Annotated in this window: 20 protein-coding genes; 13 read left to right on the forward strand and 7 right to left on the reverse strand. The window is 44.5% G+C overall.

Translation table 11 applies throughout. The features are described 5' to 3' along the window. The first annotated feature begins 1 nt into the window (after position 1). Positions 2-1,357 (forward strand): pyruvate carboxylase subunit B, encoded by a 1,356-nt coding sequence (locus tag BO18_RS00830; protein WP_034442415.1) that lies wholly within the window; start codon positions 2-4, stop codon positions 1,355-1,357. Positions 1,358-1,555: 198 nt separating this feature from the next. Beyond that, complete coding sequence (locus tag BO18_RS00835) at positions 1,556-3,352, forward strand: AAA family ATPase (RefSeq protein ID WP_034442418.1); 1,797 nt, start codon at positions 1,556-1,558, stop codon at positions 3,350-3,352. A 115-nt stretch (positions 3,353-3,467) separates the two neighbouring features. Here the strand turns inward: BO18_RS00835 and BO18_RS00840 are convergent, their stop codons facing one another. Next, on the reverse strand, positions 3,468-4,484 hold the full coding sequence (locus BO18_RS00840) for a type II TA system antitoxin MqsA family protein (protein WP_034442421.1): 1,017 nt from the start codon (positions 4,482-4,484) through the stop codon (positions 3,468-3,470). Between the two features lie 260 nt (positions 4,485-4,744). Between BO18_RS00840 and BO18_RS00845 the strand changes: the two genes are divergently transcribed. Together BO18_RS00845 and BO18_RS00850 are read left to right on the forward strand one after the other, a co-directional pair. Next, positions 4,745-5,344 carry a type IV toxin-antitoxin system AbiEi family antitoxin domain-containing protein gene (locus tag BO18_RS00845; RefSeq protein ID WP_242856498.1) on the forward strand — a complete coding sequence of 200 codons (600 nt, stop codon included), beginning with the start codon at positions 4,745-4,747 and terminating at the stop codon, positions 5,342-5,344. After that, the gene (locus tag BO18_RS00850; RefSeq protein WP_034442423.1) at positions 5,341-6,171 is read left to right on the forward strand and encodes a nucleotidyl transferase AbiEii/AbiGii toxin family protein; all 831 of its coding nucleotides are present in this window, start codon (positions 5,341-5,343) and stop codon (positions 6,169-6,171) included. The genes BO18_RS00845 and BO18_RS00850 overlap by 4 nt, the downstream gene beginning before the upstream one ends. Before the next feature lie 17 nt (positions 6,172-6,188). Here BO18_RS00850 and BO18_RS00855 read toward each other — a convergent pair whose 3' ends face one another. Next, entirely contained in the window at positions 6,189-6,701 is a 513-nt protein-coding gene (locus tag BO18_RS00855; protein ID WP_051688388.1) for a VanZ family protein, read from the reverse strand. Between the two features lie 152 nt (positions 6,702-6,853). Here BO18_RS00855 and aepX point away from each other — a divergent pair, with 152 nt between their 5' ends. From aepX to BO18_RS00895, 8 genes are all read left to right on the forward strand, one after another. Beyond that, positions 6,854-8,863, forward strand: a complete 2,010-nt coding sequence (gene aepX, locus BO18_RS00860; RefSeq protein ID WP_034442425.1) for a phosphoenolpyruvate mutase — start codon at positions 6,854-6,856, stop codon at positions 8,861-8,863. Position 8,864: 1 nt separating this feature from the next. Continuing rightward, a complete protein-coding gene (locus BO18_RS00865) occupies positions 8,865-9,989 on the forward strand; it encodes a phosphonoacetaldehyde reductase (protein WP_034442428.1) in 1,125 nt (374 codons plus the stop codon). Between the two features lie 17 nt (positions 9,990-10,006). Then, entirely contained in the window at positions 10,007-11,128 is a 1,122-nt protein-coding gene (gene aepY, locus BO18_RS00870) for a phosphonopyruvate decarboxylase (RefSeq protein WP_034442431.1), read from the forward strand. A 48-nt stretch (positions 11,129-11,176) separates the two neighbouring features. Continuing rightward, positions 11,177-12,622, forward strand: a complete 1,446-nt coding sequence (locus BO18_RS00875) for an NAD(P)/FAD-dependent oxidoreductase (protein WP_034442435.1) — start codon at positions 11,177-11,179, stop codon at positions 12,620-12,622. After that, positions 12,612-13,865 (forward strand): NAD(P)/FAD-dependent oxidoreductase, encoded by a 1,254-nt coding sequence (locus BO18_RS00880; protein ID WP_034442438.1) that lies wholly within the window; start codon positions 12,612-12,614, stop codon positions 13,863-13,865. The genes BO18_RS00875 and BO18_RS00880 overlap by 11 nt, the downstream gene beginning before the upstream one ends. Before the next feature lies 1 nt (position 13,866). Next, positions 13,867-14,232 (forward strand): DUF1667 domain-containing protein, encoded by a 366-nt coding sequence (locus BO18_RS00885; RefSeq protein WP_034442440.1) that lies wholly within the window; start codon positions 13,867-13,869, stop codon positions 14,230-14,232. A gap of 129 nt (positions 14,233-14,361) precedes the next feature. Next, positions 14,362-15,078, forward strand: a complete 717-nt coding sequence (locus BO18_RS00890) for an IspD/TarI family cytidylyltransferase (RefSeq protein ID WP_034442443.1) — start codon at positions 14,362-14,364, stop codon at positions 15,076-15,078. A gap of 1 nt (position 15,079) precedes the next feature. Continuing rightward, on the forward strand, positions 15,080-16,120 hold the full coding sequence (locus BO18_RS00895; protein WP_051688389.1) for an NAD-dependent epimerase/dehydratase family protein: 1,041 nt from the start codon (positions 15,080-15,082) through the stop codon (positions 16,118-16,120). A 175-nt stretch (positions 16,121-16,295) separates the two neighbouring features. Here the strand turns inward: BO18_RS00895 and BO18_RS00900 are convergent, their stop codons facing one another. After that, positions 16,296-16,901: a zinc-ribbon domain-containing protein gene (locus BO18_RS00900; RefSeq protein WP_034442446.1), complete on the reverse strand. Its 606-nt coding sequence runs from the start codon at positions 16,899-16,901 to the stop codon at positions 16,296-16,298. A gap of 288 nt (positions 16,902-17,189) precedes the next feature. On the opposite strand from BO18_RS00900, the gene BO18_RS32205 reads away from it, so the two are divergent. Next, entirely contained in the window at positions 17,190-20,951 is a 3,762-nt protein-coding gene (locus BO18_RS32205; protein ID WP_051688390.1) for an InlB B-repeat-containing protein, read from the forward strand. Positions 20,952-21,045: 94 nt separating this feature from the next. Here BO18_RS32205 and BO18_RS00910 read toward each other — a convergent pair whose 3' ends face one another. The 4 genes from BO18_RS00910 to BO18_RS00925 form a co-directional block, all read right to left on the reverse strand. Then, a complete protein-coding gene (locus BO18_RS00910) occupies positions 21,046-21,342 on the reverse strand; it encodes a hypothetical protein (RefSeq protein ID WP_185752306.1) in 297 nt (98 codons plus the stop codon). Positions 21,343-21,461: 119 nt separating this feature from the next. Then, on the reverse strand, positions 21,462-21,749 hold the full coding sequence (locus BO18_RS00915) for a hypothetical protein (RefSeq protein ID WP_185752307.1): 288 nt from the start codon (positions 21,747-21,749) through the stop codon (positions 21,462-21,464). A 119-nt stretch (positions 21,750-21,868) separates the two neighbouring features. Further along, positions 21,869-22,168, reverse strand: a complete 300-nt coding sequence (locus BO18_RS00920; protein ID WP_242856499.1) for a hypothetical protein — start codon at positions 22,166-22,168, stop codon at positions 21,869-21,871. A gap of 121 nt (positions 22,169-22,289) precedes the next feature. Further along, a complete protein-coding gene (locus BO18_RS00925) occupies positions 22,290-23,105 on the reverse strand; it encodes a PD-(D/E)XK nuclease family transposase (RefSeq protein ID WP_051688394.1) in 816 nt (271 codons plus the stop codon). Positions 23,106-23,645: the final 540 nt, after the last annotated feature.

Raw genomic sequence — 23,645 nt, forward strand, 5'->3', positions numbered from 1 at the left:
GATGAGTGAACTTTTTTCTGTAAATAAACCGCTCCTTATAACTGATACTATCCTCCGTGATGCGCATCAGTCCCAGGCAGCGACCAGGATGAGGCTGGAGGATATGCTTCCAGCCTGTGAGATATTAGACAGCATCGGATACTGGTCCATTGAATGCTGGGGAGGAGCCACTTTCGACTCCTGCATGCGTTTCTTAGGCGAAGATCCGTGGGAGAGATTAAGGACTCTCCGCAAGGCGCTGCCTCATACTAAGCTTCAGATGCTCCTTAGAGGACAGAACCTTCTGGGATATCGTCACTATGCTGACGATATGGTAGACGCTTTCTGCGCCAAGTCCATAGAGAACGGTATTGATGTAGTACGAATCTTTGATGCGCTCAATGACGTGCGCAACATGGAAGCATCGATCAAGGCCGTTAAGAAATACGGCGGTATGGTAGAAGCTGCCATGAGCTATACGACAAGTCCCGTTCATAATGAGGATTACTTTGTCGATAAGGCTGTTATCTTGGAGCAGATGGGCGCAGATACGATCTGCATCAAGGATATGGCAAATCTCCTGCTTCCTGCAGATGCATACAGCCTTGTAAAGAAACTAAAGGAGAAGGTATCAATACCGATCCATCTCCACACACATAACACGACAGGTACGGGCTCGATGGTATATCTCATGGCTGCCATGGCAGGTGTAGATATCGTTGACTGTGCTCTGTCACCATTTGCTAACGGCACATCCCAGCCTGCAACCGAGTCTTTGGTCGCTACGCTTTCCGGAACTGACCGCGACACAGGTCTTGACCTTAACAAGCTCAACGATGCTGCTGTTCATTTCAGAGGAGTAGCCGCTAAGATGGAGAAGGAGGGACTTATCAGTTCGAAGGTCCTCCGTGTTGATCCGAACACCCTCATCTATCAGGTCCCCGGCGGAATGCTCTCGAACCTTATATCCCAGCTCAAGCAGGCTAATGCCGAGAACCGTTTATATGAGGTCCTTGCAGAGGTGCCGAGAGTCAGGGAAGATTTCGGTTACCCGCCGCTCGTAACACCTACGAGCCAGATCGTTGGAACACAGGCGGTCTTTAATACCCTTATGGGTCGATATAAGACATTTACCAAGGAATCAAAGGGACTTCTCCGCGGTGAATATGGTGAACTTCCAGGTGTTGTAAATGAGGAAGTCCGTAAGATGGCCATAGGAGACGATGAAGTCGTATCCTGCCGTCCTGCGGATCTTTTGAAGCCTGAACTTGATACCATCAGGGAACAGTTCAGTTCCATAGCAAGATCAGACGAGGATATATTAAGCTGTGCAATGTTCCCTCAGGTAGCTCCTGAATTCATAAAAAAAGAGGGATAACCTTGATGTAAAAGAGATATCAGTTGACTGGATAAGATAATCGACAGCAGTCGTTCGTGTAAGAGCCGGCCGCGGTATTAAGGGGTAACTTCTCCTTGTGCCGCGGCCGGTGCATTTTGTTGTTATACCCAGTTATACCCTTGTTATTTCACCGCTGTGGGGTATAATGGGTATAACAACAGATTGAGGTACAGATTTATGGATAATAAAAGTTTGAGAGAACAGATTTCTGATTTAGAACGTCAGATAGCGTTGTTGCCTGCGGGAAGCATAACCAGAAAAAAGATCCGCGGGAAAGAATATTATTATCTCAGGAATACTCACAATGGTAAGCGTACTGAGAAGTATATAAGTTTTGATGAGTTGCCCGTAATAAAGGATATGATCGATAAGAGGAAAGGTTTGGAGAAGATTCTTAAGGAATTGAAGCTTTCTGTTATAGATGAGAACGAAGAGGCTAGTGACGGATTAATGGATATGCCTTTTAAAACATCTGTCAGGTACGGCATTCAGTTAAAAAACCAGATTTCATCTGTTAAGGATTTCAAGAAAAGAGAATGTTTCAATATTGTTCGCGATTATGTTTTTGGTCCGCGCAGTGATAAAGTCCTGATTCTTTATGGTCTAAGAAGGACAGGAAAGACAACTATTATCAGACAGATTCTTAATGAGTTTTCAGTATCGGAATTCAATAAGGCGGCGTTTATTCAGATCAAGAATAGCGATACTCTTGCTGATGTTGACTCGGACATGAGACTTTTGGAAAAGAATGGAATCAAATATGTATTTATTGATGAAATAACTCTCATCGATGATTTCGTTGAAGGAGCGGCGCTTTTCTCTGATATCTATGCCAGCAGCGGCATGAAGATCGTTCTGTCCGGAACGGATTCTTTAGGTTTTGCTTTTACGAGAGAAGATCAGCTCTATGACAGATGTATATCGGTTCACACAACTTTTATTCCATATCGTGAATTTGATGAAGTCTTGGGCATACATGGCATAGACGAATATATCCGTTATGGCGGTACTATGAGTCTTGGCGGTGTCAACTACAATGAACCTGCACCATTTTCCGATTCTAAACATGCAGAGGAGTATATTGATACCGCGATAGCCAGAAATATACAGCATTCGCTTTCTGTCTATCAATATGGAAGTCATTTCAGGCTGCTTTCTGAACTGTATGAGAGAGGCGAATTGACTAATGTTATCAACAGAGTGGTGGAGAATATCAATCACAGTTTTACCAAAGGAGTAATCGAGAGAACTTTCGAATCTCACGATATATCATTGACCGCTGCAAATCTTCTTAAAGACAGAGAAGCGCCTGTGAATATTAAAGAACATATGGATATTGATAAGATTACCTTCGGTATAATGTCTATGCTGGATATTCTGAATAAGGAAGAGCAGAGTATTGAGATAGAAGAGGATCATATGGTTCAGATAAAGGAGTATCTGAAGATCCTGGATCTGATAATGGAGATAGATCTTGAGTCTTTACCTGAAGTCAATAAGAAGGGAAGTATAACGGTTATTACTCAGCCGGGTTTAAGATACGCACAGGCAGAAGCTATTGTTGAAAACATTATCTTGGATTCAAAATTGCAACAGTTGTCAGCACGTGACAGGAAACGCATCTTGAACAGGATCTTAACTGAGATCCGCGGCCGGATGATGGAAGAAATAGTCATTTTGGAAACTAAACTTGCAAATCCGGATAAAAAGGTTTTTAAACTTCAGTTCCCGATCGGCGAGTTTGATATGGTTGTCTGTGATCCTTCAGATTTGACCTGTAATATCTATGAGATAAAACACAGCTGTGAGTGTGTTCCGGATCAACATCGGCACTTGGATGACGATGAAAAATGTTCGATGACAGCTCATAGATTTGGGGATATTTCAGGCAAATATGTCATATACCGTGGGGAGTCAGCAGATGTTGGAGACATTCATTATCTGAACGTTGAAGAATATCTTTTGTCTTTATAATTTTGTCTTTCCTTGCCGGCTGCGGTATGAGGGGTAACGTCTCCTCATTCCGCGGCCGGCGCTCCAAGCGAAGCGCGGAAGGGAACGTTTCTTCTTAGGCTGAGATTGTATCTTCTCAGTCTATACTCAATGATTTTGTATATTCGAATGATATAACATCGTATAACGCAGTTTCGGTATAAGCTTTTTCTCGATGCATAGCATCAACAATCTCGTTTTTTGTTGATTTTCCGAATTTTAGTATTATCTCATCCAATATATTTTTGTCTTCTTTTGATAGATTGGTGTATTTCTTGTTTTTTGTTGAAGGGAATCTATATGCGATTCCATCCCCGATGTCAATTTCTTCATATTGGATTGTGCTAAGATCGATTATTGTTTCATAAGCTATTGGTACGGCGCCCATTGGAAGAGCTCGATATATCAGTCCGGATATGGAATGATTATAATGTTTATAGGAAAGGGCATCTGCGTACCATAACATTTTCATCAGTTTAACAAGATATAGATTTGTTACAAAAGGTGAGTTTGCATAATATCTGACCATGTCGGATACAACATCCAATGACAGTTCTTTGTTTCCTGTAATTTTGGAATTCTGCTTTAATCTTACATACATTGCAAATATGGCGCTTTGTAAATAAGCGTCATGATTCTTCTCAAATAGAGCAGTACAGGTTTCAAGGTATTTTGAATATGATGTTTCTGACAAATCGTTTTTTGCACTTTTCAATAAATCTATGAACCATTCAGGATCTGTATCAAGTTTTCTGAGAATCGTGTCGTGAGCTTTATCTTGTACCTGATGACTTTCATAACGGGTTACAGTTTTTTGTCCCCAGCCTAAAATGATGCACAGATCACTTTGACTGATACCGTATCTTGTTCGAATCTCTAAAATCTGATCAGAACTAAGCAAACCGAGCATTTTCCGATATGCATCTTTCATAGCTATATCGTTGGTACTGATCTGTTCTTCATCGGCATATGTTTCATCTGCATTTTCACAATAATAATATTCAGCAGTATATTCGACTAAAACGCCCTTGAATAAGCACTCTTCTTTAGCCTTAATGATCTGAGGGATATGTTCTTCCATACAACATGGACAAATTTGTTTTTCTTTTTTCATAGTTATAATCCTTTCTATTTATATGGAAAAATAACTGAAGTAAATGTTTTTTTGAGCGGTATCAATTGATACTATTATTGTTTTGTAGTATAGTTGTGTCAAGTCTAAAAGCAGAATAATATCAGTACACAAACAAGTTGAATACAGGATTATTTATTTGATTTTGCTATACCTATTGTATTTGCTTCCGCTCATTATGCTTGTTGACAAGCACACATTGTTTTGCTATAAAAAGATGTGTTCTTGTTAATGGATAGGAGGTGTTTTCCATCAGCTCTAATGTGCATGAAAAGGTCTTATCGCTTGCTAATAATGGAGTTTTGTTATCGTCTGCAGTAACAAGTGCCGGAATACGCAGAAGTGCTATTTCTGAGTTGGTATCTGAAGGTTTGTTGATACCAAGTTCCCGAGGCGTGTATTTGCTTGCGGATGAGTTTGAAGATGAATATTTGATGCTTCAAAAAAGATATGGCAGAGGTATATATTCTCATGCTTCAGCGCTTTATTTGCACGGTTACTCCGATCGCGTACCTTTATTGCTGCACATGACTTTTCCTGTCGGCTATAACTGCAAATCATTAAAATCGGAACTGTTAACCGTTACAAGAGTATCCAAAGCTAACTATGATTTGGGGTTAACGTCTGTTTTGTCACCTTATGGAAACGAGGTCAAGGTCTATGATCTTGAGAGAAGTCTTTGCGATGTATTAAGAGGACAAGGTGACGATATCCAGATAGTTCATTTTGCATTCAAAAAGTATACTTCAGACAAACAAAAGGATATCAATAAACTGATTGCATATTCAAGACAATTGTTAGTGGAACCGAAGGTAAGAAGATATTTGGAGGTTCTTTTATGAATGATATGAGTTTGAAAGCAAAAATCAGGAATATTGCTTGTGATAAAAGAGTTTCAGCTTCTGCTGTGCTTCAGAATTATTTGATCAGACGATTCCTTTTCCGTCTTGCCAAATCTGATTATAAAGACAAATTTATCATTAAAGGCGGAATGCTTATTTCATCGATAATCGGAATTGAACAGCGGTCAACTATGGATCTGGATGCAACATTGAGATTTATGAAGTTAGAAGAAAGCAACCTTTGCGATGCGTTTTTGGCGATATGTTCTATTCCTGATGAAGATGGAATCCAATTCAAATTCAATTCTATCTCACCGATAAGAGAAGATGATGAATATGGCGGATACAGGATTTCGTACAGCGCTATTATGGGCAAAATTAACGCTCCGATGTCGATGGATATCTCTACTGGAGATGTAATAACACCTGATGCAAAGATACATTGCTTTTCGGATATGTTTGATCCAAATCAAACGATACAGCTTCTCTCGTATCCAATTGAAACGATATTAGCTGAAAAACTAGAAACAGTATTAAGCAGAGGAGTTGAAAACACAAGGCCAAGAGATTTCTACGATATCTATATGCTTTCAGCAACTGATTACAATAAAACTGATCTTTGTCTTGCTTTTAAGGCAACCGCAAAACACAGAGGCAGTTATGACAAAATTAAGGATTATTATTCTGTCTTAGAGAATATACGCAATGACGCGGTTATGAATCAAAGATGGAATGGATATCAAAAGCAGATGCCGTATGCTGATGGTATATCTTTTGGTGAAACATTGGATGTCGTTCAGCAATTGCTTTCTGATATAAACCAATAATTTACATCAAGACTATCCTAATAACATCTTTTCCTGGTCAACATTTTTCTGATCGCCATTACCAACAACAGTCCTATTACTGTTCCAAGCGTATTATGTATGATGTCATCGAACTCGAATAGACCTCTATGAAGGAATAGCTGTGAAAGCTCAATTATCACTGTAAGTATCAGTCCTGATAAGATAACAAGCCATTTGCGCTTTCCTTTTAGAAGTACCGTTGTCAGTATTCCTGTAGGAATAAAGAGGATCACGTTCCAGAAGCATTCAGATACAAGGTCGGGTCTTGAGCCATCTGCTATGGCACGGTAAGACCAGAAGGGTATGAGTTCATATTGTGCCTGAGGCGAGATGTTTCTTGCTATCAGCGTTATCGTCAGCATGAATGAGATATAGAACACCAGGAGGGGAAGGGATATCAATGTGTTGAGGCCTGCTTTTCCGTTCCTGTAGAGCACATATGTCACAAGTCCGGCTGCCAGAGCCAGACAGATCCATACAATAACAGCCGGAAGTGTTATTTTAGACAATGCATTCAGCAGATAACCGTCTATGGCCTTTTACCCTCCGATTGTTTATTTCCCTTATTTTGTAACATAATTGTACACGAATTCGGAAAATTTGGTTTTAAAGCACGCTTTGAATTATAATATACAAATATTATTTACAGTGAGGGACAAAAGTGAAAGCACTTATCTTGAATTCCGGCCTTGGCCACCGAATGGGAGTTCTTACATCAGATCATCCTAAATGCATGACAGAGATCTCCGCAACGGAGACGATCCTTTCCAGACAGTTAAAGCAGCTCAGTGACTGCGGCATCAAAGAAGTCGTCATGACGACCGGCTATTTTGACCAGATCCTGATTGATTACTGCAATTCTCTGGATCTTCCTATTACTTTCACTTTCGTAAATAATCCCTTATACGCTTCGACTAACTATATCTACAGCATATTCTGCGCGAAAGACCATTTGGACGATGACATCGTACTGATGCACGGCGATCTCGTATTCGAGAACACGGTTCTTGACAAGGTGCTTAATGCCGAAGGCAGCTGCATGACGGTATCTTCAACGCTACCGCTGCCCGACAAGGACTTCAAGGCCCGTATAGCTGACGGGAAGATCATGCAGGTCGGGATCGATATTTTCGACGATGCGATGGCAGCCCAGGCACTTTATAAGCTCCAGAAGTCTGACTGGAAACTCTGGCTCGATAAGATATCGGAGTTCTGCTCAGAGGGCAACACCAATGTATATGCTGAAAATGCTCTTAATGAACTGAACGGCGCATGCAATATAGAAGCTCTGGACGTCGAGGACCTTCTCTGCTCAGAGATCGATAATCCGGAAGATCTTGAAAGAGTCAAAGAAGAGCTCAGAAAGATCGAATCACGCACCGTATATGTATGTTTCTCTACGGATATCATACACGGTGCACATATTGCGCTAATAAAGAAGGCTTCAAGACTCGGAAAGCTCATCGTAGGCGTGCTTTCAGATGAGGCTGTATCAAATTATAAGAGATATCCTCTGATCCCGGCTTCCGAGAGAAAAGCAATGTTTGAGAGCATCACGGGAGTCTATAAGGTTGTAGACCAGAAGACTCTGTCTTATAAGGACAACATCGAGCTCTACAAGCCTGATTTTGTCGTTCACGGCGATAACTGGATAACCGGAATACAGTCTTCCGTTCGTAAAGAAGTAATAAGCCTTCTTGATACTTACGGCGGAAAACTCATAGAGTTCCCTTATGCTTCAGATCCCAAGTATAAGCAGATAGAAGAATCCTTCAGGGCGCAGCTGTCTCTGCCTGACATGAGAAGGTCAAGGCTCAGAAAGCTCCTTGACATGAAGGGTTTTGTCACCATCATGGAAGCCCACAGCGGCATTACCGGACTTATTGTCGAGAAGACTTGTGTATATGCCGACGGCGGAATGCATCAGTTCGACGGTATGTGGTTATCGTCTCTTTGTGATTCGACCGCAAAGGGTAAGCCCGATATCGAACTGGTCGACATGACATCACGTTTCCGCACGATAGACGACATAATGGAAGTTACGACCAAGCCCATCATCTTCGACGGCGATACCGGCGGACTTACAGAACACTTTGTATATACGGTAAGGACTCTTGAGAGAATGGGCGTCTCGATGATAATCATCGAGGATAAGACAGGTCTTAAGAAGAATTCCCTGTTTGGTACCGAGGTCAAGCAGACTCAGGATACCATCGAGAATTTCTCTGCAAAGATCAGGGCCGGAAAGGCAGCGCAGAAGACAAAGGACTTCATGATCTGCGCACGTATCGAGAGCCTTATATTAGAGCGCGGCATGGAAGACGCTCTTACGCGTGCTTTTGCCTTTGTCGAGGCAGGAGCCGATGCCATCATGATCCACAGCCGCAAGAAAGAGCCTGACGAGATCATGGAGTTCATCCGAGAGTTTAGGGCAAAGGATCAGAAGACCCCCATCGTACTTGTTCCGACTTCATTCAATACGGTCTATGAGGAAGAGTGGAAGGAGATGGGCGCGAACATCATCATCTACGCCAATCAGCTCACCAGAACAGGTTTCCCTGCAATGCTCGATGCGGCAAGGACTATACTTGAGAATCACCGTGCAAAAGAGTGCGATGAGAAGTGCATGAGCATCAAAGAGATAATCAATCTTATACCGGAAGAACTTTGATATGACACAGAAGATAATCTCAGCTGCAGACAACTATTCAGAACTCGAAGAGTGGGTTAAGGATAAGTCCTGCATCCTTTTGGTGTGCGACGATTCCATCAAGTATCTGCCTTCGATAAGTGCCAAGATATCGGAGCTCGAGAAGAACGGAGTCAACTTTGTCCGTTTCTCTGATTTCGTCCCTAATCCCGTATACGACAGTGTTGTTGAAGGCGTGAAGGCCTTCCGCGGCAACGGCTGTGATGCGATTTTCGCCATAGGCGGAGGCTCGTCCATGGACGTTGCCAAGTGCATCAAGCTCTATTCGAACATGGAAGGCGACGGGGAAGACGGGTCATTCCTGAACCAGACCATTGTTCCGAATGATATTCCTTTCCTTGCGATGCCGACCACCGCAGGCACGGGTTCGGAAGCGACGAGATATGCGGTCATATACTATAAAGGTGCAAAGCAGAGCATTACGAGCGAGTCGATTATTCCTTCGTTCATACTGCACGATCCTTCATGCCTCATGACTCTGCCTGCTTATCAGAAGAAAGCAACGGCGATGGACGCTCTGTGCCATGCGATAGAGTCTTTCTGGAGCGTCAACAGCAATGACGAGAGCAAGGTCTATTCCGATGCCGCGATTGAAGGCGTCATAACGAATCTCGACGGTTACTTAAAAGGTGATATCGGATGTATGGCCGGTATGCTCAATGCCGCTTACGATGCCGGCAAGGCAATAAACATAACACAGACTACAGCAGGACACGCTATGTGTTATAAGATCACATCCCTATACGGTGTAGCGCACGGACATGCGGCCGTATTGTGTGACAGGATACTCTTCCCGTGGATGGTCGAGAACATTGATTCTCTCGAGTGCATCGATCCAAGAGGCACGGAATATCTGAAGGGAGTCTTTTCAGAGATAGCAGCTGCTATGGGTGAAAAGAGCGTTGAAGACGCGTGCAATAAACTCAAGGAGATATTCGATAAGCTCGAGCTTGCCATTCCCGAATCAAATCCCGAAGAGATCGATATTCTCTGTTCGGGCGTAAATCCCGTAAGGCTTAAAAATCACCCCGTTAAGCTCGATACAGATAAGATAAAGGATCTTTACCGTAAGATATTAAATGTCTGACCTATAGGAGTTTTTATATGAAGGTAAAAAGTTTTGTAGATATATTAGGCGCTGATTTTTATACGGGAGTACCCGATTCCCAGCTCAAGGCTTTATGCAATTATCTCATGGCCGAGTACGGCATCGATTCCGCGCATCACGTTATCGCGGCAAATGAGGGAAACTGCACGGCTCTTGCAGCTGGCTATCACCTGGCAACGGGCAAGGTCCCTGTCGTATATATGCAGAACTCGGGCGAGGGCAACATAATCAATCCCGTTGCGAGCCTTTTAAACGACAAGGTCTATGCGATCCCGGTCATCTTCGTCGTTGGCTGGAGGGGCGAGCCCGGCATCCACGATGAACCGCAGCACATCTATCAGGGTGAAGTCACCGTTAAGCTCCTTGAAGATATGGATATAAAGAGCTTTATCGTTGGCAAGGAAACGACAGAAGAAGAGCTTTCTTCTGCAATGGAAGATTTCCGTAGTGTTCTCGCAGCAGGCAAGAGTGTGGCTTTTGTTATCCGCAAGGGCGCTCTTTCCGATGCTCCTTCTGTAGATTACAGCAATGACAATAAGATGGTCCGTGAAGAGATCATAAGACATATAGTCTCTGCTTCCGGTTCGGACCCTATCGTATCCACGACCGGAAAGGCTTCAAGAGAGCTTTTCGAGATCAGGGAAGCCAACGGACAGGGACATCAGTACGATTTCCTTACCGTCGGATCAATGGGGCATTCATCTTCCATAGCTCTCGGCATTGCATTCAACAAGCCTGATACACGCATCTGGTGTGTGGACGGTGACGGCGCCGCACTCATGCACATGGGCTCAATGGCGGTCATAGGCGCCAACAAGCCTTCAAATCTAATCCATGTCGTCATCAACAACAGCGCACATGAGACTGTAGGCGGAATGCCGACGGTCGCAGGGCAGATAGACATTGTAGGCGTTGCGAAGGCATGCGGTTATCCTTATGCGGTATCCGTTGACTCTTTTGATTCTCTTGACGCTGAGCTTGAATCCGCCAAAACACGCGGATGTCTCTCGCTTATCGAAGTTAAGTGCTCCATAGGAGCAAGGGACGATCTCGGCAGACCTACGACTACCGCTCTGGAGAATAAGCAAAACTTCATGAATTATTTAAGCAGTTTGTAAGAAATACTGCTCACTTAAGTTTATACTTGTATTCAGAGGTGGCTTACCGTGAATACATCTTATGACATCATAATCATCGGCGCCGGCGTCACAGGATGCGCGGTCGCCCGTGAACTATCAAAGTTCAACTGTAGGGTCCTTGTCATCGAGAAGGATGAAGACGTATGCTGCGGCACTTCCAAAGCCAACAGCGGTATAGTTCATGCCGGATACGATGCAAAGCCCGGTACTCTCAAAGCAAAGATGAACATAAGAGGAAATGACCTCATGACGGATCTTTGCTCCGACCTGGACATTCCATTTAAACGTATAGGTTCTCTCGTCGTATGTACCGATGAATCTCAAAGATCAGGCATTGAAGAACTGTATCAAAGAGGACTTGCCAACGGTGTGCCGGACATGAAGATACTCTCCCGCGAGGAAGTCATCGAATTGGAACCCAATATCTCCGATTCTATTGTCTGTGCGCTCTATGCTCCTACGGCAGGCATCATCTGTCCGTTCAGGCTCAACATAGCTCTTGCGGAGTGCGCCTGCCAGAACGGAGTCGATTTTGTCTTTGACAGTCCCGTTCTTTCAGTTCAGCCTTCAGATTCAGGCTTTACTATAGAGACTTCGATTACTACATATGAATGTTCTGCGGTTATAAACGCTGCAGGATGTCATTCCGACGAGATCCATAACATGGTCTCATCTGAAAAACTCCATATAACTCCTAGAAGAGGAGACTACGTCCTTCTGGACCGGTCGTGCTCCGGTTTTGTAAACCACGTCATATTCCCGCAACCGACAGCTTTGGGAAAGGGAATACTCGTAACGCCCACCGTTCACGGCAATATACTTGCAGGGCCTACCGCCATTGAGAATTACAGCAAGGATGAAGCTCCGGTTACCGCTGAAGGCATAGACAAGGTCATGGCAGGGGCCATGAAGAATGTCACGGGTCTTCCGATTAAACAGGTTATCACGGGCTTTTCAGGTCTGCGTGCACATGAGGACGGCGGTGAATTCATACTTGAAGAAGTATCTGACTGTCCCGGGTTCTTTGACTGCGCAGGCATAGAATCACCGGGACTTACCGCATGTCCTGCCATAGGTGAATACATGGCATCACTTGTATCCGCCAAACTAGGACTGTCATTGAAGAGTTCCTGGTACGGAACCTGCCGTGATGTTGTAAAACCTTTTGAACTTCCTGATGCTGAAAGAGACGCGCTTATCAGCGCTCATCCCGAGTACGGACGCATAATTTGCAGATGCGAGACCATAACCGAAGGCGAGATAATAGATGCCATCCGCCGACCGCTGGGCGCACGGTCATTGGACGGTGTAAAACGCAGAACGAGAGCGGGAATGGGAAGATGCCAGGGCGGATTCTGTTCGCCCAGAGTAATGGAGATATTAAGCCGTGAACTCGGTACTCCTCTGGATAAGCTTACCAAGAGCGGCGGTTCTTCAAAGATCGTAACGGGGAGGACTAAAGATGAAAGCTGATATAGTAATCGTCGGCGGCGGTCCCGCTGGTCTTGCGGCTGCGATAGCCGCTGCAGAAGCAGACAGTTCACTTGATGTCCTTATACTTGAGCGTGACAGGGAATTAGGAGGCATCCTAAATCAGTGCATACATAACGGCTTCGGCCTGCATACTTTCAAGGAAGAACTAACAGGTCCGGAATATGCCGCAAGATTCGAATCGCGTCTTTCGGAACTCAACATCAGATATATGCTGGATACCATGGTCCTAAACGTTTCATCGGATCTTGTTACAGCGGTTAACAGCACTGAAGGGGTCTTTGATGTGGAGTGCGGAGCAATAGTGCTCTGCATGGGCTGCCGTGAGCGTCCGAGAGGAGCTCTTAATATTCCTGGCCTAAGGCCGGCTGGCGTGTTTACGGCAGGAACTGCCCAGCGTCTGGTTAACATCGAAGGTTATATGCCCGGTAAGGAAGTCGTTATCCTGGGTTCGGGCGACATTGGCCTCATCATGGCGCGCCGCATGACATTGGAAGGTGCAAAGGTAAAGGCGGTCTGTGAGCTTATGCCTTATTCGGGCGGCTTAAAGCGCAACATCGTCCAGTGTCTTGATGATTTTGGCATACCGCTCCTTTTGTCACATACGGTAGTTGATATAAAAGGCAAAGAAAGAGTGACTTCGGTCGTCATAGCCGAAGTCGGTCCAGATCTGAAGCCGATACCGGGGAGCGAAGAAGAGATCTCCTGTGATACGCTTCTCCTCTCGTGCGGCCTCATACCTGAGAATGAACTGTCACGTGCCTGTGACGTAAAGATCAATCCCGCAACGAACGGCCCTGTCGTCAATGAATCCTTTGAGACTTCCGTTCCCGGAGTCTTTGCCTGCGGCAATGTCCTTCACGTTCACGACCTGGTCGATTACGTTTCCGAAGAATCGGCAAGGGCAGGGCGGAGTGCAGCTAGATTTGTGAGATCTTCTGTTGATCCGTCAGGAGCCGTCATACAGATAAGAAACGGAAACGGCGTCAGATATACGGTGCCTTCATTCGTAAGGCCAGATCTTCTGGAAGACAATCTGACGATAAGGTTCAGATCGGGCAATGTCTATAAGGATTCATATATAGATGTTGTGGTTGACGGTAACCGTATCCTTCACAGAAAGAAACAGATAATAACTCCCGGAGAGATGGAACAGGTTATCCTGAAAAAGACCGATCTCAGCGCGTCGACCGGTGAGATCCTTGTTGAGATAACGGAGAACTGATATGGAGATCAGAGAACTTACATGCATAAACTGCCCGATGGGCTGCAGGATTACCGTTTCCATGGAAGGCACCGAAGTTGTTGAGGTTAAAGGCAACACCTGCAAGCGCGGTGAAATATATGCCCGTGCCGAAGTGACATCTCCCGTAAGGACTGTTACCACAACGATCAAGGTTACAGGCGGTGTATCTGACAGAGTCAGCTGCAAGACAAAGTCTCCCGTTCCGAAGGATAAGATATTTGAAGTGATGGCAGCCGTTAATGCCGCTTCATGTTCAGCACCCGTAAATATCGGTGACGTGCTGATCGAAGACTGTGCGGAAACTGGTATTCCTGTTGTTGCAACAAAGGCTGTAGGTGCCGTATGAACAAGGAAGAATTTGAATTTGTAATAGGCGTTATGCATGCCTGACCCGAACTATTCCCTCAGATTTGAAAGATTATCCCTTTTGATATAAGATTTTTTGTGAAATTACCTTTTGAGAGGTCTTTAATTAATGAAGAGCGTAGCTTTACTTACTGCCGGCGGTGTGGGTTCAAGGACTCATCAGGATATCCCGAAGCAGTTTCTGCATGTTAATAACAAGCCTATCATCATATATACGATGGAAGTGTTCCAGCAGCATCCTAATGTCGACGAGATCTGCGTCGTCATCTTAAAGGGCTGGGAAGAAGTGCTCTGGGCATATGCCAAGCAGTTCAACATCACCAAGCTCAAATATGTCACCGTAGGCGGCGATTCCGGTCAGGAATCCATCTATAACGGTCTTATGGCGATCAAAGAGAATTCTGCTGATGACGATATCGTCCTTGTTCACGACGGCAACCGTCCGATGCTGGGACTCGACATCATCACCGACAGTTTCGTAAAGTTCAAAGAATACGGTTCCGCCGTCGCTGCGATCCCTTGTACGGAAGTCGTTTTCGTATCACCTGACGGCAGCGAATCCGACAAGACGATCCCCAGAGAAGAACTCTGGAGGACACAGACGCCGCATACATACCGTCTTGGCGAGCTTATCGCGGCTCATGAGGAAGCAAAGAAGCGAGGCATCACCAACATGGCTGCTTCCTGCCAGCTCATGGCAATGCTCGGCAAGAAGACTTATTTCTCCAAAGGTTCCGAGAAGAACATCAAGATCACGACCACGGAAGACATAGAGATCTTCAAGGCGCTTCTCGCTGCCAAGAACGAAGAATGGATCAAGGATTGACATGAGGATCCTGGAATCGTCCATCTACATCGAAGACCTGAAAAAGGCTGCATCTGCCGCTGATCTCAGTTTCCTTAACGGCAAAAAGCTGCTTATCACGGGCGGCACGGGCCTTATCGGTTCTGCAGTCGTTGACCTGATCCTCATGAACAATGAGGTCAATTCAGCCGGTACTGTCATTTATGTTGCATCAAGAGATGAAGTCAAGGTAACTGAGCGTTTCGGCGGTTCCGAATATGTGAAGTGGTTATACTACGATGCACTTGAGCCTATATCTTTTGACGTTCCCGTCGATTACATCATCCACTGTGCGGGCAACGCCAGCCCCGAACTCTATGTAAATAAGGCAGTGGAGACCATGCTTATGAATTTTGAAGGTATCAATAACCTTCTGTCATATGCAAAGGACCATGAAGTTTCAGGTGTTCTTTATCTGTCATCGAGTGAAGTCTACGGCGTAAAAGAGACGTCAAAGCCTTATAAAGAAACAGATTACGGGTTTGTCGACCTTTTAAAGGTAAGATCTTCGTATTCAAATTCAAAGAGGGCAGCAGAGACACTTTGCTGTTCATATGCCGAAGAATACGGCGTCAGGACAATGATCGCACGTCCGGGTCACATATTCGGCCCCGGCGCTTCCGTCAAGGACAGGCGCGTATCTTCGTTCTTCCCATATGAGGTTGCAAGGGGAAAATCCCTCATCTTAACAAGTTCCGGGAGCCAGATAAGATCCAACATGTACAGCATCGACTGTGCTGTGGCACTCCTTACGATACTCGGTAAGGGTAATTCAGGCGAGGCATATAATGTCTGCGGCAAAGAGACGACATCTATAAGAGAGATGGCTGCCATTGTTACAAAGGCGGCGGGCACATCGTTATCCTATCAGGAACCGACTGATGAAGAGCGGGCTCAGGATAACCCCATGAACAATTCCTCTCTTGATGGCGAAAAGCTTTTTGCACTGGGCTTCGAACCGTGTTTCACGACAGAAGAAGGTCTGGCTCATACTGTTCAGATCCTTAGAGAAGTAATAGGCTGAGTCTTTAAGATCCCTTTGATCAGGATGTTTTTCATGCCGGGCGCGGCATGAAGGGTAACGTCTCTTCAGGACGCGGCCGGCGCTCCAAGCGAAGCGCGGAAGGAAAATTGCATAAAATTAATAAGGGCTGCTCCGTATGGAACAGCCCCGAACTTTTTCTTGTCTTGCTTGTTGCTTAACCGATTCCCTCTGCAATTGCAGCGAGGACGATCAATCCGATATAGAATACGGCGATAGCTCCGAGTACGCAGCCACCGATGAGTCCGCCGAGTGAGAGATACTTACCGATCTTTGCTTTACCAAAGAGCTGTCCGCATTCCTCAATGAACTTCTTGGACTTGGAAAGACCGATAGCGCCGCAGATGATACCGCCGATGCTGAAGTAGAATGAGCAGGCAAGAGCTACTGCTACGATGCCGAGGATGAGGATGTTCTTTGCAAGCTCGGGATTGTTTGCTCCCATGCCCATGCCGACAGGTGCAACGGGTGTAGCAGGCTGAGCATAAACCGGCTGAACCGGAGCTACGGGAACTGCCTGAGGAGCAGGTGCGGGAGCGGGTGCTGCCTGGTAAGCAGGCTCAACGGGAGCTGCTGCTGCAACAGGAATAGCAGCAACGGGTGCTGCCTCGACGGGAGCTGCAACAGGTACGGGCTCTGCGATAGGCTGAGCTACAGGAGCGGGTTCTGCGATAGGTTGAGCAACGGATTCTACCTTTGTTCCGCAGTTGGGGCAGAAAACATTGCCGTCTTCAAACTGTGATCCGCAATTAGTACAAAACATTATATTACCCTCCATAAGACTTATATTTAGGATAAAGAGATATTAACATTATTGTTATTATGGCGCAAACGCTTAAACCTTACTATTTTCTTAATATTTTAATGAGAATATGGTTTTTCTTATGTGTTTTGACATGTTTTGTGTGATGCCCAACCCCTGATGTTTTACTGCCAGGTAAAGAATTGTTCACTTTTCTTGTCTGTTCTTATGCTTCTGTCTAGGAGTAAAATACTCATATTAAATGTTTTCAGTTATCCTTTTTGACTATTTGCTCGAAGGAGGATCCTTATGAAGAAACGATTTTTGCTCAGATCCTTGAGTTCATTGATTTCTTTATCGGTTGTGTTGTCCTATGGCATGTGTGTATTTGCCGTTGAGACAGATGATCAGGAGTTCGCAGAAGAAAATTCGGATATAATTGTTGTTGAAGATCCCGTCTCGGTCGATGTCGATTATGACGATTACGAGTTGGCTGAAGGGTTCATATATCAGAAACTTTCGCTAGGTAAACCAGTCTGCTATAACAAATTCGATTATGAGGCAAATCTTTCCGGTTATGAACTTGTAGTGTACAACTATCTTTTGCCGTTTATTTCAGAGATCGCCAACGGGGAACGCACGAGTACTGTAATTACGATTCCGGAAGATGTTTTGTCTATTGATCTAACTGCAGAAGATCTTGGACTTGAAGATCTTACTACAGCTACAAATCAGGAGATAACTGCTGCAGTAAAAAATCATTTCCCGGTGGATACAACAAAGCTTTGGCTTTCTTTTATTGAAACATGCCCTTATGAGATGTATTGGTATGATAAGACAAAGGGTTGTTCTACAGCTTATAAACTTTCTCGGAAAGGCTCATCGTATATACATTTGTATAACTATAAAGTTACTTTTTGTGTTTCTGAAGAATATCAGGACGGTGACGATAAGACTGTGAATTCAGTTTTTGGAGAAGCGGTTAACAGTGCTGCTGCTAATGTCAGGAGTATAATCAATGAATATGCCGGTCTTGACGATTACCATAAACTCCTGGCTTATAACAATAAGATATGTCTTTTGACAGACTATAATTACCCGGCATACGAGAACACAGATACTCCTTATGGCAATCCCTGGCAGTTAATCTGGGTTTTTGACGGAGATGATTCCACCAAGGTCGTTTGCGAAGGTTATGCGAAAGCTTTCCAATATCTGTGCGACAATTCCGCTTTCCGTGACGATTCCTTATATGTTCTTTCTTTATATGGTTCCTGTAATGATGGAGGACACATGTGGAATCTCGTCCATATGGATGACGGGAGTAATTACCTGGTAGACGTTACCCATAGTGATCCCGGCGGAGACGGAAATTTCGGTATAAAGAATTTTTTGAAGGGTGCAACTTCAGGTTCTGCCAGTTCAGGATATACAGTTAACAATAAACTGTATAAGTATAATCCTGCTCTGGTGGATTATTACGGAGAAGATACCGTTTCTCTTGCGTCATCAGATTATGTGTATGTCGATCCTGACGGAAAACACAGCGTGGTGCTTTCTTCCGTAAGTAACGGGAGCGCGGTCTTATCCAAGGATTCTGCTCTTGAAGGTGAAGAGATAACTGTAACAGTAACTCCTAAAGAAGGATATGAATTAAATTATATAACCGTAAACGATACGGTTATTTATGGAAACACATTTACGATGCCTTCTGAAAATGTCTTTATTAATGTCGTTTGTGCAAAGATCCGATATTGGATAAGTGTCGACTTTGATCCTTACGGTGGTGGAGTATCGTATCCGGGCAAGTTGCCTGAGGGAGCCACAGCTACGATCAATGCTATCCCGAGAAACGGGTATGTGTTGGACTATATTAAAGTGGATGACGAGATCATTACGGGAAATACTTTCACGATGCCTGCACACGATGTTAATGTGTATGTTGCGTTCAAAAAGGCGTCTTATAGTATATACGTTGGCATTACAGGTCCTGGTTCTATAGAGACCTCTGATAACAAAGCCAACCCCGGTGATGTTGTCACCATCACGTCAATTCCTGATGAAGGTTATAAACTGGACAGTATTTCAGTCTACGATCATGACTACAATCCGATCAGCGTTAAGAATAATGCTTTTACCATGCCTGAATCTGATGTTACTGTTTATGCTACTTTCGTTAAGGCAGATTACAACGTTACTCTTGCTGAGGCTCAGAATGGTACAGCCACGCTGTCTGCTTCAGTTGCTCAAATGGGTGATACCGTTACTGTTACCGCCAGTCCTGCAACCGGTTATGAACTTGATTCTATCAAGGTAAACGGAACAAAGATCAGTGGCAAGACGTTCACCATGCCTGCTTCCGATACTACGGTTGAAGTCACATTCAAAAAGATAAGTTATGCGATAACTGTTGCTCAGGCAGACGGCGGAACTGTCGGAGTATCAAAGACATCGGCAAATTACGGTGATACGATCACAGTTACGACCACACCTGAAGAAGGTTATAAGCTTAGTGCCATCAAGGTGAATGGTGAGACGATCTCAGGCAATTCGTTCAGTATGCCGGCAGATAATGTTGAGGTAAGCGCTACGTTCGTTAAGGCTGATTACAACGTAACATTGTCTGAAGTTCAGAACGGAACAGCCACACTGTCTGCTTTGGTTGCCAATATGGGCGATACTATTACTGTAACTGTCAGCCCGGCAACCGGATATGAGCTTGATTCGATCAAGGTCAATAGTACGAAGATCAGCGGTAAATCATTTACAATGCCTGCAGCCGACACATCTGTTGAAGTCACGTTCAAGAAGATCTTATATACAATATCGGTTGTACAGTCATCTGGCGGAACGATTGGAGTATCAAAAACATCGGCTAATTTCGGTGACGTAATTACTGTCACTGTCACTCCCAATGAAGGCTATACGCTCAATACTCTGAAGATGAATGGAACTGCAATTTCAGGCAAATCGTTCAGTATGCCAGCGGAAAACGTTGAAGTAAGCGCATCATTTGTTAAGGCAGAATACAAAGTAACTCTGGCCTCAGTCCAGAACGGAACGGCTTCGCTGTCGGCGTCTGTTGCGAATATGGGCGATGCCATCACTGTAATAGTCAGTCCCGCAATAGGCTATGAGCTTGATTCGATTAAAGTCAATGGTATGAAGATCAGCGGTAACTCATTTACAATGCCTGCAGCAGATGTAACTGTTGAAGTTGCTTTCAAGGCGATAACTTATACTGTTACTCTGACATACGACGCGGAATTGGTCGCTGTTGAGGGCATAGCTGCCACAGACAGTTCCAGGTTTGGCGACAAATATGAGTTCAAAGTAACTCCTGTCGAAGGCTATGAGATTTTGTCAGTCAAGGTGAACGGTGCTGAGATATCGGCGTTTGATGATATCTATACTGTAACGCAGCCTGATGAGGACATTGAGATCGTTATTGAGTTGTCTGAGATCTATGTTCCTAAGTCCGGCTGGATCACGGAAGACGGTAACAAGTATTATTTCGAAGACGACAACCCCGTCAAGGGATGGTACAGGATCGCCGGTTCATGGTATTTCTTTAATGCTGACGGTATCATGCAGACCGGCTGGGTAAAGGACGGCTCTTCCTGGTACTATCTCGACGGTTCGGGTGTTATGGCTACGGGATGGTTTGATCTGGATGGCAAGTGGTACTACTTAAAGTCTTCCGGTGTCATGGCGACCGGATGGAATAAGATCTCCGGCAAGTGGTATTATCTCGAATCTTCAGGCACTATGGTCAGTGGATGGAAGCAGATATCAGGGAAGTGGTATTATTTCGAAGTCTCGGGTTCGATGGTAACTGGCTGGAAGAAGATCGGCGGCAAATGGTATGTCTTTGATACTTCAGGTGCCATGAAGACCGGTTGGTATAAAGAAGGGAATACCTGGTACTACCTGACATCTGACGGCTCTATGGCAACGGGCTGGCTTGAGACAGGCGGGAAGTGGTATTACTTCTATTCATCGGGTGCGATGGCTTTAAACACCACGATCGACGGGTATAAGCTTGGCAACGACGGAGCCTGGATCAAATAAAAAGGCGCTGAAACACAATATTTGATATTGATGAAAAAAACAAAGGATTTCAAACGAGATCCTTTGAAAGCAATCAGTTAATTGTAGTTAGTGCTTATGCGGTTTTGGCTTCTGCAAGTTCTCTTACCTTATCGAGAGGGAGACCGGTGTACTCTGCAATCTTTTCCAGGGTAACACCATCTGCGATCATCTTAAGAGCAGTCTGAGTATTTGCTTCTAGTATAGCCTGGTTTCTCAAATCTTCTAATGAATCAAACATACGCTCAACTCCTTTCTCAGACTCCTTGAAGTATCTGACCTTTTCAGATAAAGCCGCATAGTTCATGTCTTTTGCTTCCGTGCAGAAGAAGTCGCTCATGAGCTTGGCTAGTGCCGTGTCAGATCCTTTCATCGCACCATTCACATATATGATATGCTCTCCATCATTGAAAGGCAATTCGAAGTCAGATTCAAAAACAAAGGACCTCCGACGAGATCCTTTGAAAGCAATCAGTTAATTGTAGGTATTGCTTATGCGGTTTTGGCTTCTGCAAGTTCTCTTACCTTATCGAGAGGGAGACCGGAAATGTGAGAAATCTCTTCAAGCGTTAATTTGCCACATTCAATCATCTTAAGAGCAGTCTCGATTCTTACTTCGTTTCTCATATCTTCCAAAGAATCAAACATACGCTCAACTCCTTTCTCGGACTCCTTGAAGTATCTGACCTTTTCAGACAGTGCCTTGTAGTTCATGTCTTTTGCTTCCGTGCAGAAGAAGTCGCTCATGAGCTTGGCTAGTGCCGTGTCAGATCCTTTCATCGCACCATTCACATATATGATATGCTCTCCATCATTGAAAGGCAATTCGAAGTCAGATTCAAAAACAAAGGACCTCTGACGAGATCCTTTGAAAGTAATCAGTTAATTGTAGGTATTGCTTATGCGGTTTTGGCTTCTGCAAGTTCCTTTACTTTATCAATTGGAAGTCCGGTATCTTCAGCAATTTCCTCTAGGGAAAGTTTTCCTCTTGCAATCATCTTAAGAGCAGTCTCTATCTTGTTTCCATATATAGCTTCGTTTCTCATATCTTCCAAAGAATCAAACATACGCTCAACTCCTTTCTCAGACTCCTTGAAGTATCTGACCTTTTCAGACAATGCCTTATAGTTCATGTCTTTTGCTTCCGTGCAGAAGAAGTCGCTCATGAGCTTGGCTAGTGCCGTGTCAGATCCTTTCATCGCACCGTTCACATATATGATATGCTCTCCGTCGATGAAAGGCAATTTGACAGTTCAGATTCAAAAACAAAGGACCTCTGATGAGATCCTTTGAATGTAATCATTTATTTGCAGTTAGTGCTTATGCGGTTTTGGCTTCTGCAAGCTCTCTTACCTTATCGAGAGGGAGACCGGAATAAGAAGCAATGTCCTCCAAAGAAAGTTTTCCACCTGCGAGCATCTTAAGAGCTGTCTCGATTCTAGTCGCATTTTTTGATTCGTTCCAAACTTCGTTTCTCATATCTTCCAAAGAATCAAACATACGCTCAACTCCTTTCTCGGACTCCTTGAAGTATCTGACTTTTTCAGACAGTGCCTTGTAGTTCATGTCTTTTGCTTCCGTGCAGAAGAAGTCGCTCATGAGCTTGGCTAGTGCCGTGTCAGATCCTTTCATTGCACCGTTCACATATATGATATGCTCTCCGTCGTTGAAAGGCAAATAGTCACATTCGGAGATGTATCTATCAATGTGGTAGATAGGCTTGTTTAACCCTAGGACATCATTCTCTGTTATGAAGATAACATAACTCTCCCTGATATCTGCCCATTCCTCGCCATGCGCCAGCATGTTTGAATCGAGCATGCTCGAGTGGTATCGTGCGCGTTTTTTGTCTGCTCCGGCGTCAGCCCGCTGGACTTCAACGTTGTAAAGAGCGCCTTCTTTGTCTGTTGCAAGTATGTCAAGCCAAACATCGCGTCCCTTAAGGTTCTTCATTACCTTCTGAGCCTTAACCTCAGTAACCGTGAGGTCGTCCCTGTCGAGTATGATGCTCAAGAGGAGCTGCGCGCCCTCGATGTTGCCGTCGAAGCAGACAGTCATGAAGACGTCGTCGATGAGCCTCAAACCTCTGATCCTCTGCATGATCTCCTGGTAGTGCTGATCATTGTAATCTGTCATAAAAGAAACCTCCTTAAACATTTGATTTTCAAGAGCATATCATAGAAACACTTCCAATAATGGGACTATCATATTTAGAACAAACAAAATTACGCATTTTGATAAAACACAAAAACGGATTGGCCGCAAAAGTGAACTTTGAGGTAGCACCTGCAGGCCTGTCAGTAAAGGCGCGGCTTGACGCCTTGGCTTGCGCCAGCCTTGACTGCCCGGGCCCTATGCAGGTGCTTTATTGGATTGCAAGAGTCGGTACCCGCCTCCTGCATCAAAGATGCCTTGTCGGATCTTGCAAATAGATTTTTCTGTTTCCCGGCGATAAAGTACGACAAGGAACCGACATGAAAACACTAAAGTTTCCTTACAAAAATCCACAAAACCGACAATGTATTACGTAAACCGGCAGGGAATCACACAATTAATCGACAAATGCCCTGATAAATATGACACGCAAATAGGGACTGGAAGGCAGTGTTTTTACGGCAAATTCAGACGACCAGTCATCTTCAGAACAGATTTACTGCATACACTCTTGCCACAATC

This window comes from Butyrivibrio sp. AE2032, assembly GCF_000702965.1.

Bases quoted from the DNA above. Each gene is read 5' to 3' on its own strand.
- BO18_RS00830 (WP_034442415.1), top strand. From the start codon at position 2: ATGAGTGAACTTTTTTCTGTAAATAAACCGCTCCTTATAACTGATACT.
- BO18_RS00835 (WP_034442418.1), top strand. From the start codon at position 1,556: ATGGATAATAAAAGTTTGAGAGAACAGATTTCTGATTTAGAACGTCAG.
- BO18_RS00840 (WP_034442421.1), bottom strand. From the start codon at position 4,484: ATGAAAAAAGAAAAACAAATTTGTCCATGTTGTATGGAAGAACATATC.
- BO18_RS00850 (WP_034442423.1), top strand. From the start codon at position 5,341: ATGAATGATATGAGTTTGAAAGCAAAAATCAGGAATATTGCTTGTGAT.
- BO18_RS00865 (WP_034442428.1), top strand. From the start codon at position 8,865: ATGACACAGAAGATAATCTCAGCTGCAGACAACTATTCAGAACTCGAA.
- aepY (WP_034442431.1), top strand. From the start codon at position 10,007: ATGAAGGTAAAAAGTTTTGTAGATATATTAGGCGCTGATTTTTATACG.
- BO18_RS00880 (WP_034442438.1), top strand. From the start codon at position 12,612: ATGAAAGCTGATATAGTAATCGTCGGCGGCGGTCCCGCTGGTCTTGCG.
- BO18_RS00885 (WP_034442440.1), top strand. From the start codon at position 13,867: ATGGAGATCAGAGAACTTACATGCATAAACTGCCCGATGGGCTGCAGG.
- BO18_RS00890 (WP_034442443.1), top strand. From the start codon at position 14,362: ATGAAGAGCGTAGCTTTACTTACTGCCGGCGGTGTGGGTTCAAGGACT.
- BO18_RS00895 (WP_051688389.1), top strand. From the start codon at position 15,080: ATGAGGATCCTGGAATCGTCCATCTACATCGAAGACCTGAAAAAGGCT.
- BO18_RS00900 (WP_034442446.1), bottom strand. From the start codon at position 16,901: ATGTTTTGTACTAATTGCGGATCACAGTTTGAAGACGGCAATGTTTTC.
- BO18_RS32205 (WP_051688390.1), top strand. From the start codon at position 17,190: ATGAAGAAACGATTTTTGCTCAGATCCTTGAGTTCATTGATTTCTTTA.
- BO18_RS00910 (WP_185752306.1), bottom strand. From the start codon at position 21,342: ATGAAAGGATCTGACACGGCACTAGCCAAGCTCATGAGCGACTTCTTC.
- BO18_RS00915 (WP_185752307.1), bottom strand. From the start codon at position 21,749: ATGAAAGGATCTGACACGGCACTAGCCAAGCTCATGAGCGACTTCTTC.
- BO18_RS00920 (WP_242856499.1), bottom strand. From the start codon at position 22,168: ATGAAAGGATCTGACACGGCACTAGCCAAGCTCATGAGCGACTTCTTC.
- BO18_RS00925 (WP_051688394.1), bottom strand. From the start codon at position 23,105: ATGACAGATTACAATGATCAGCACTACCAGGAGATCATGCAGAGGATC.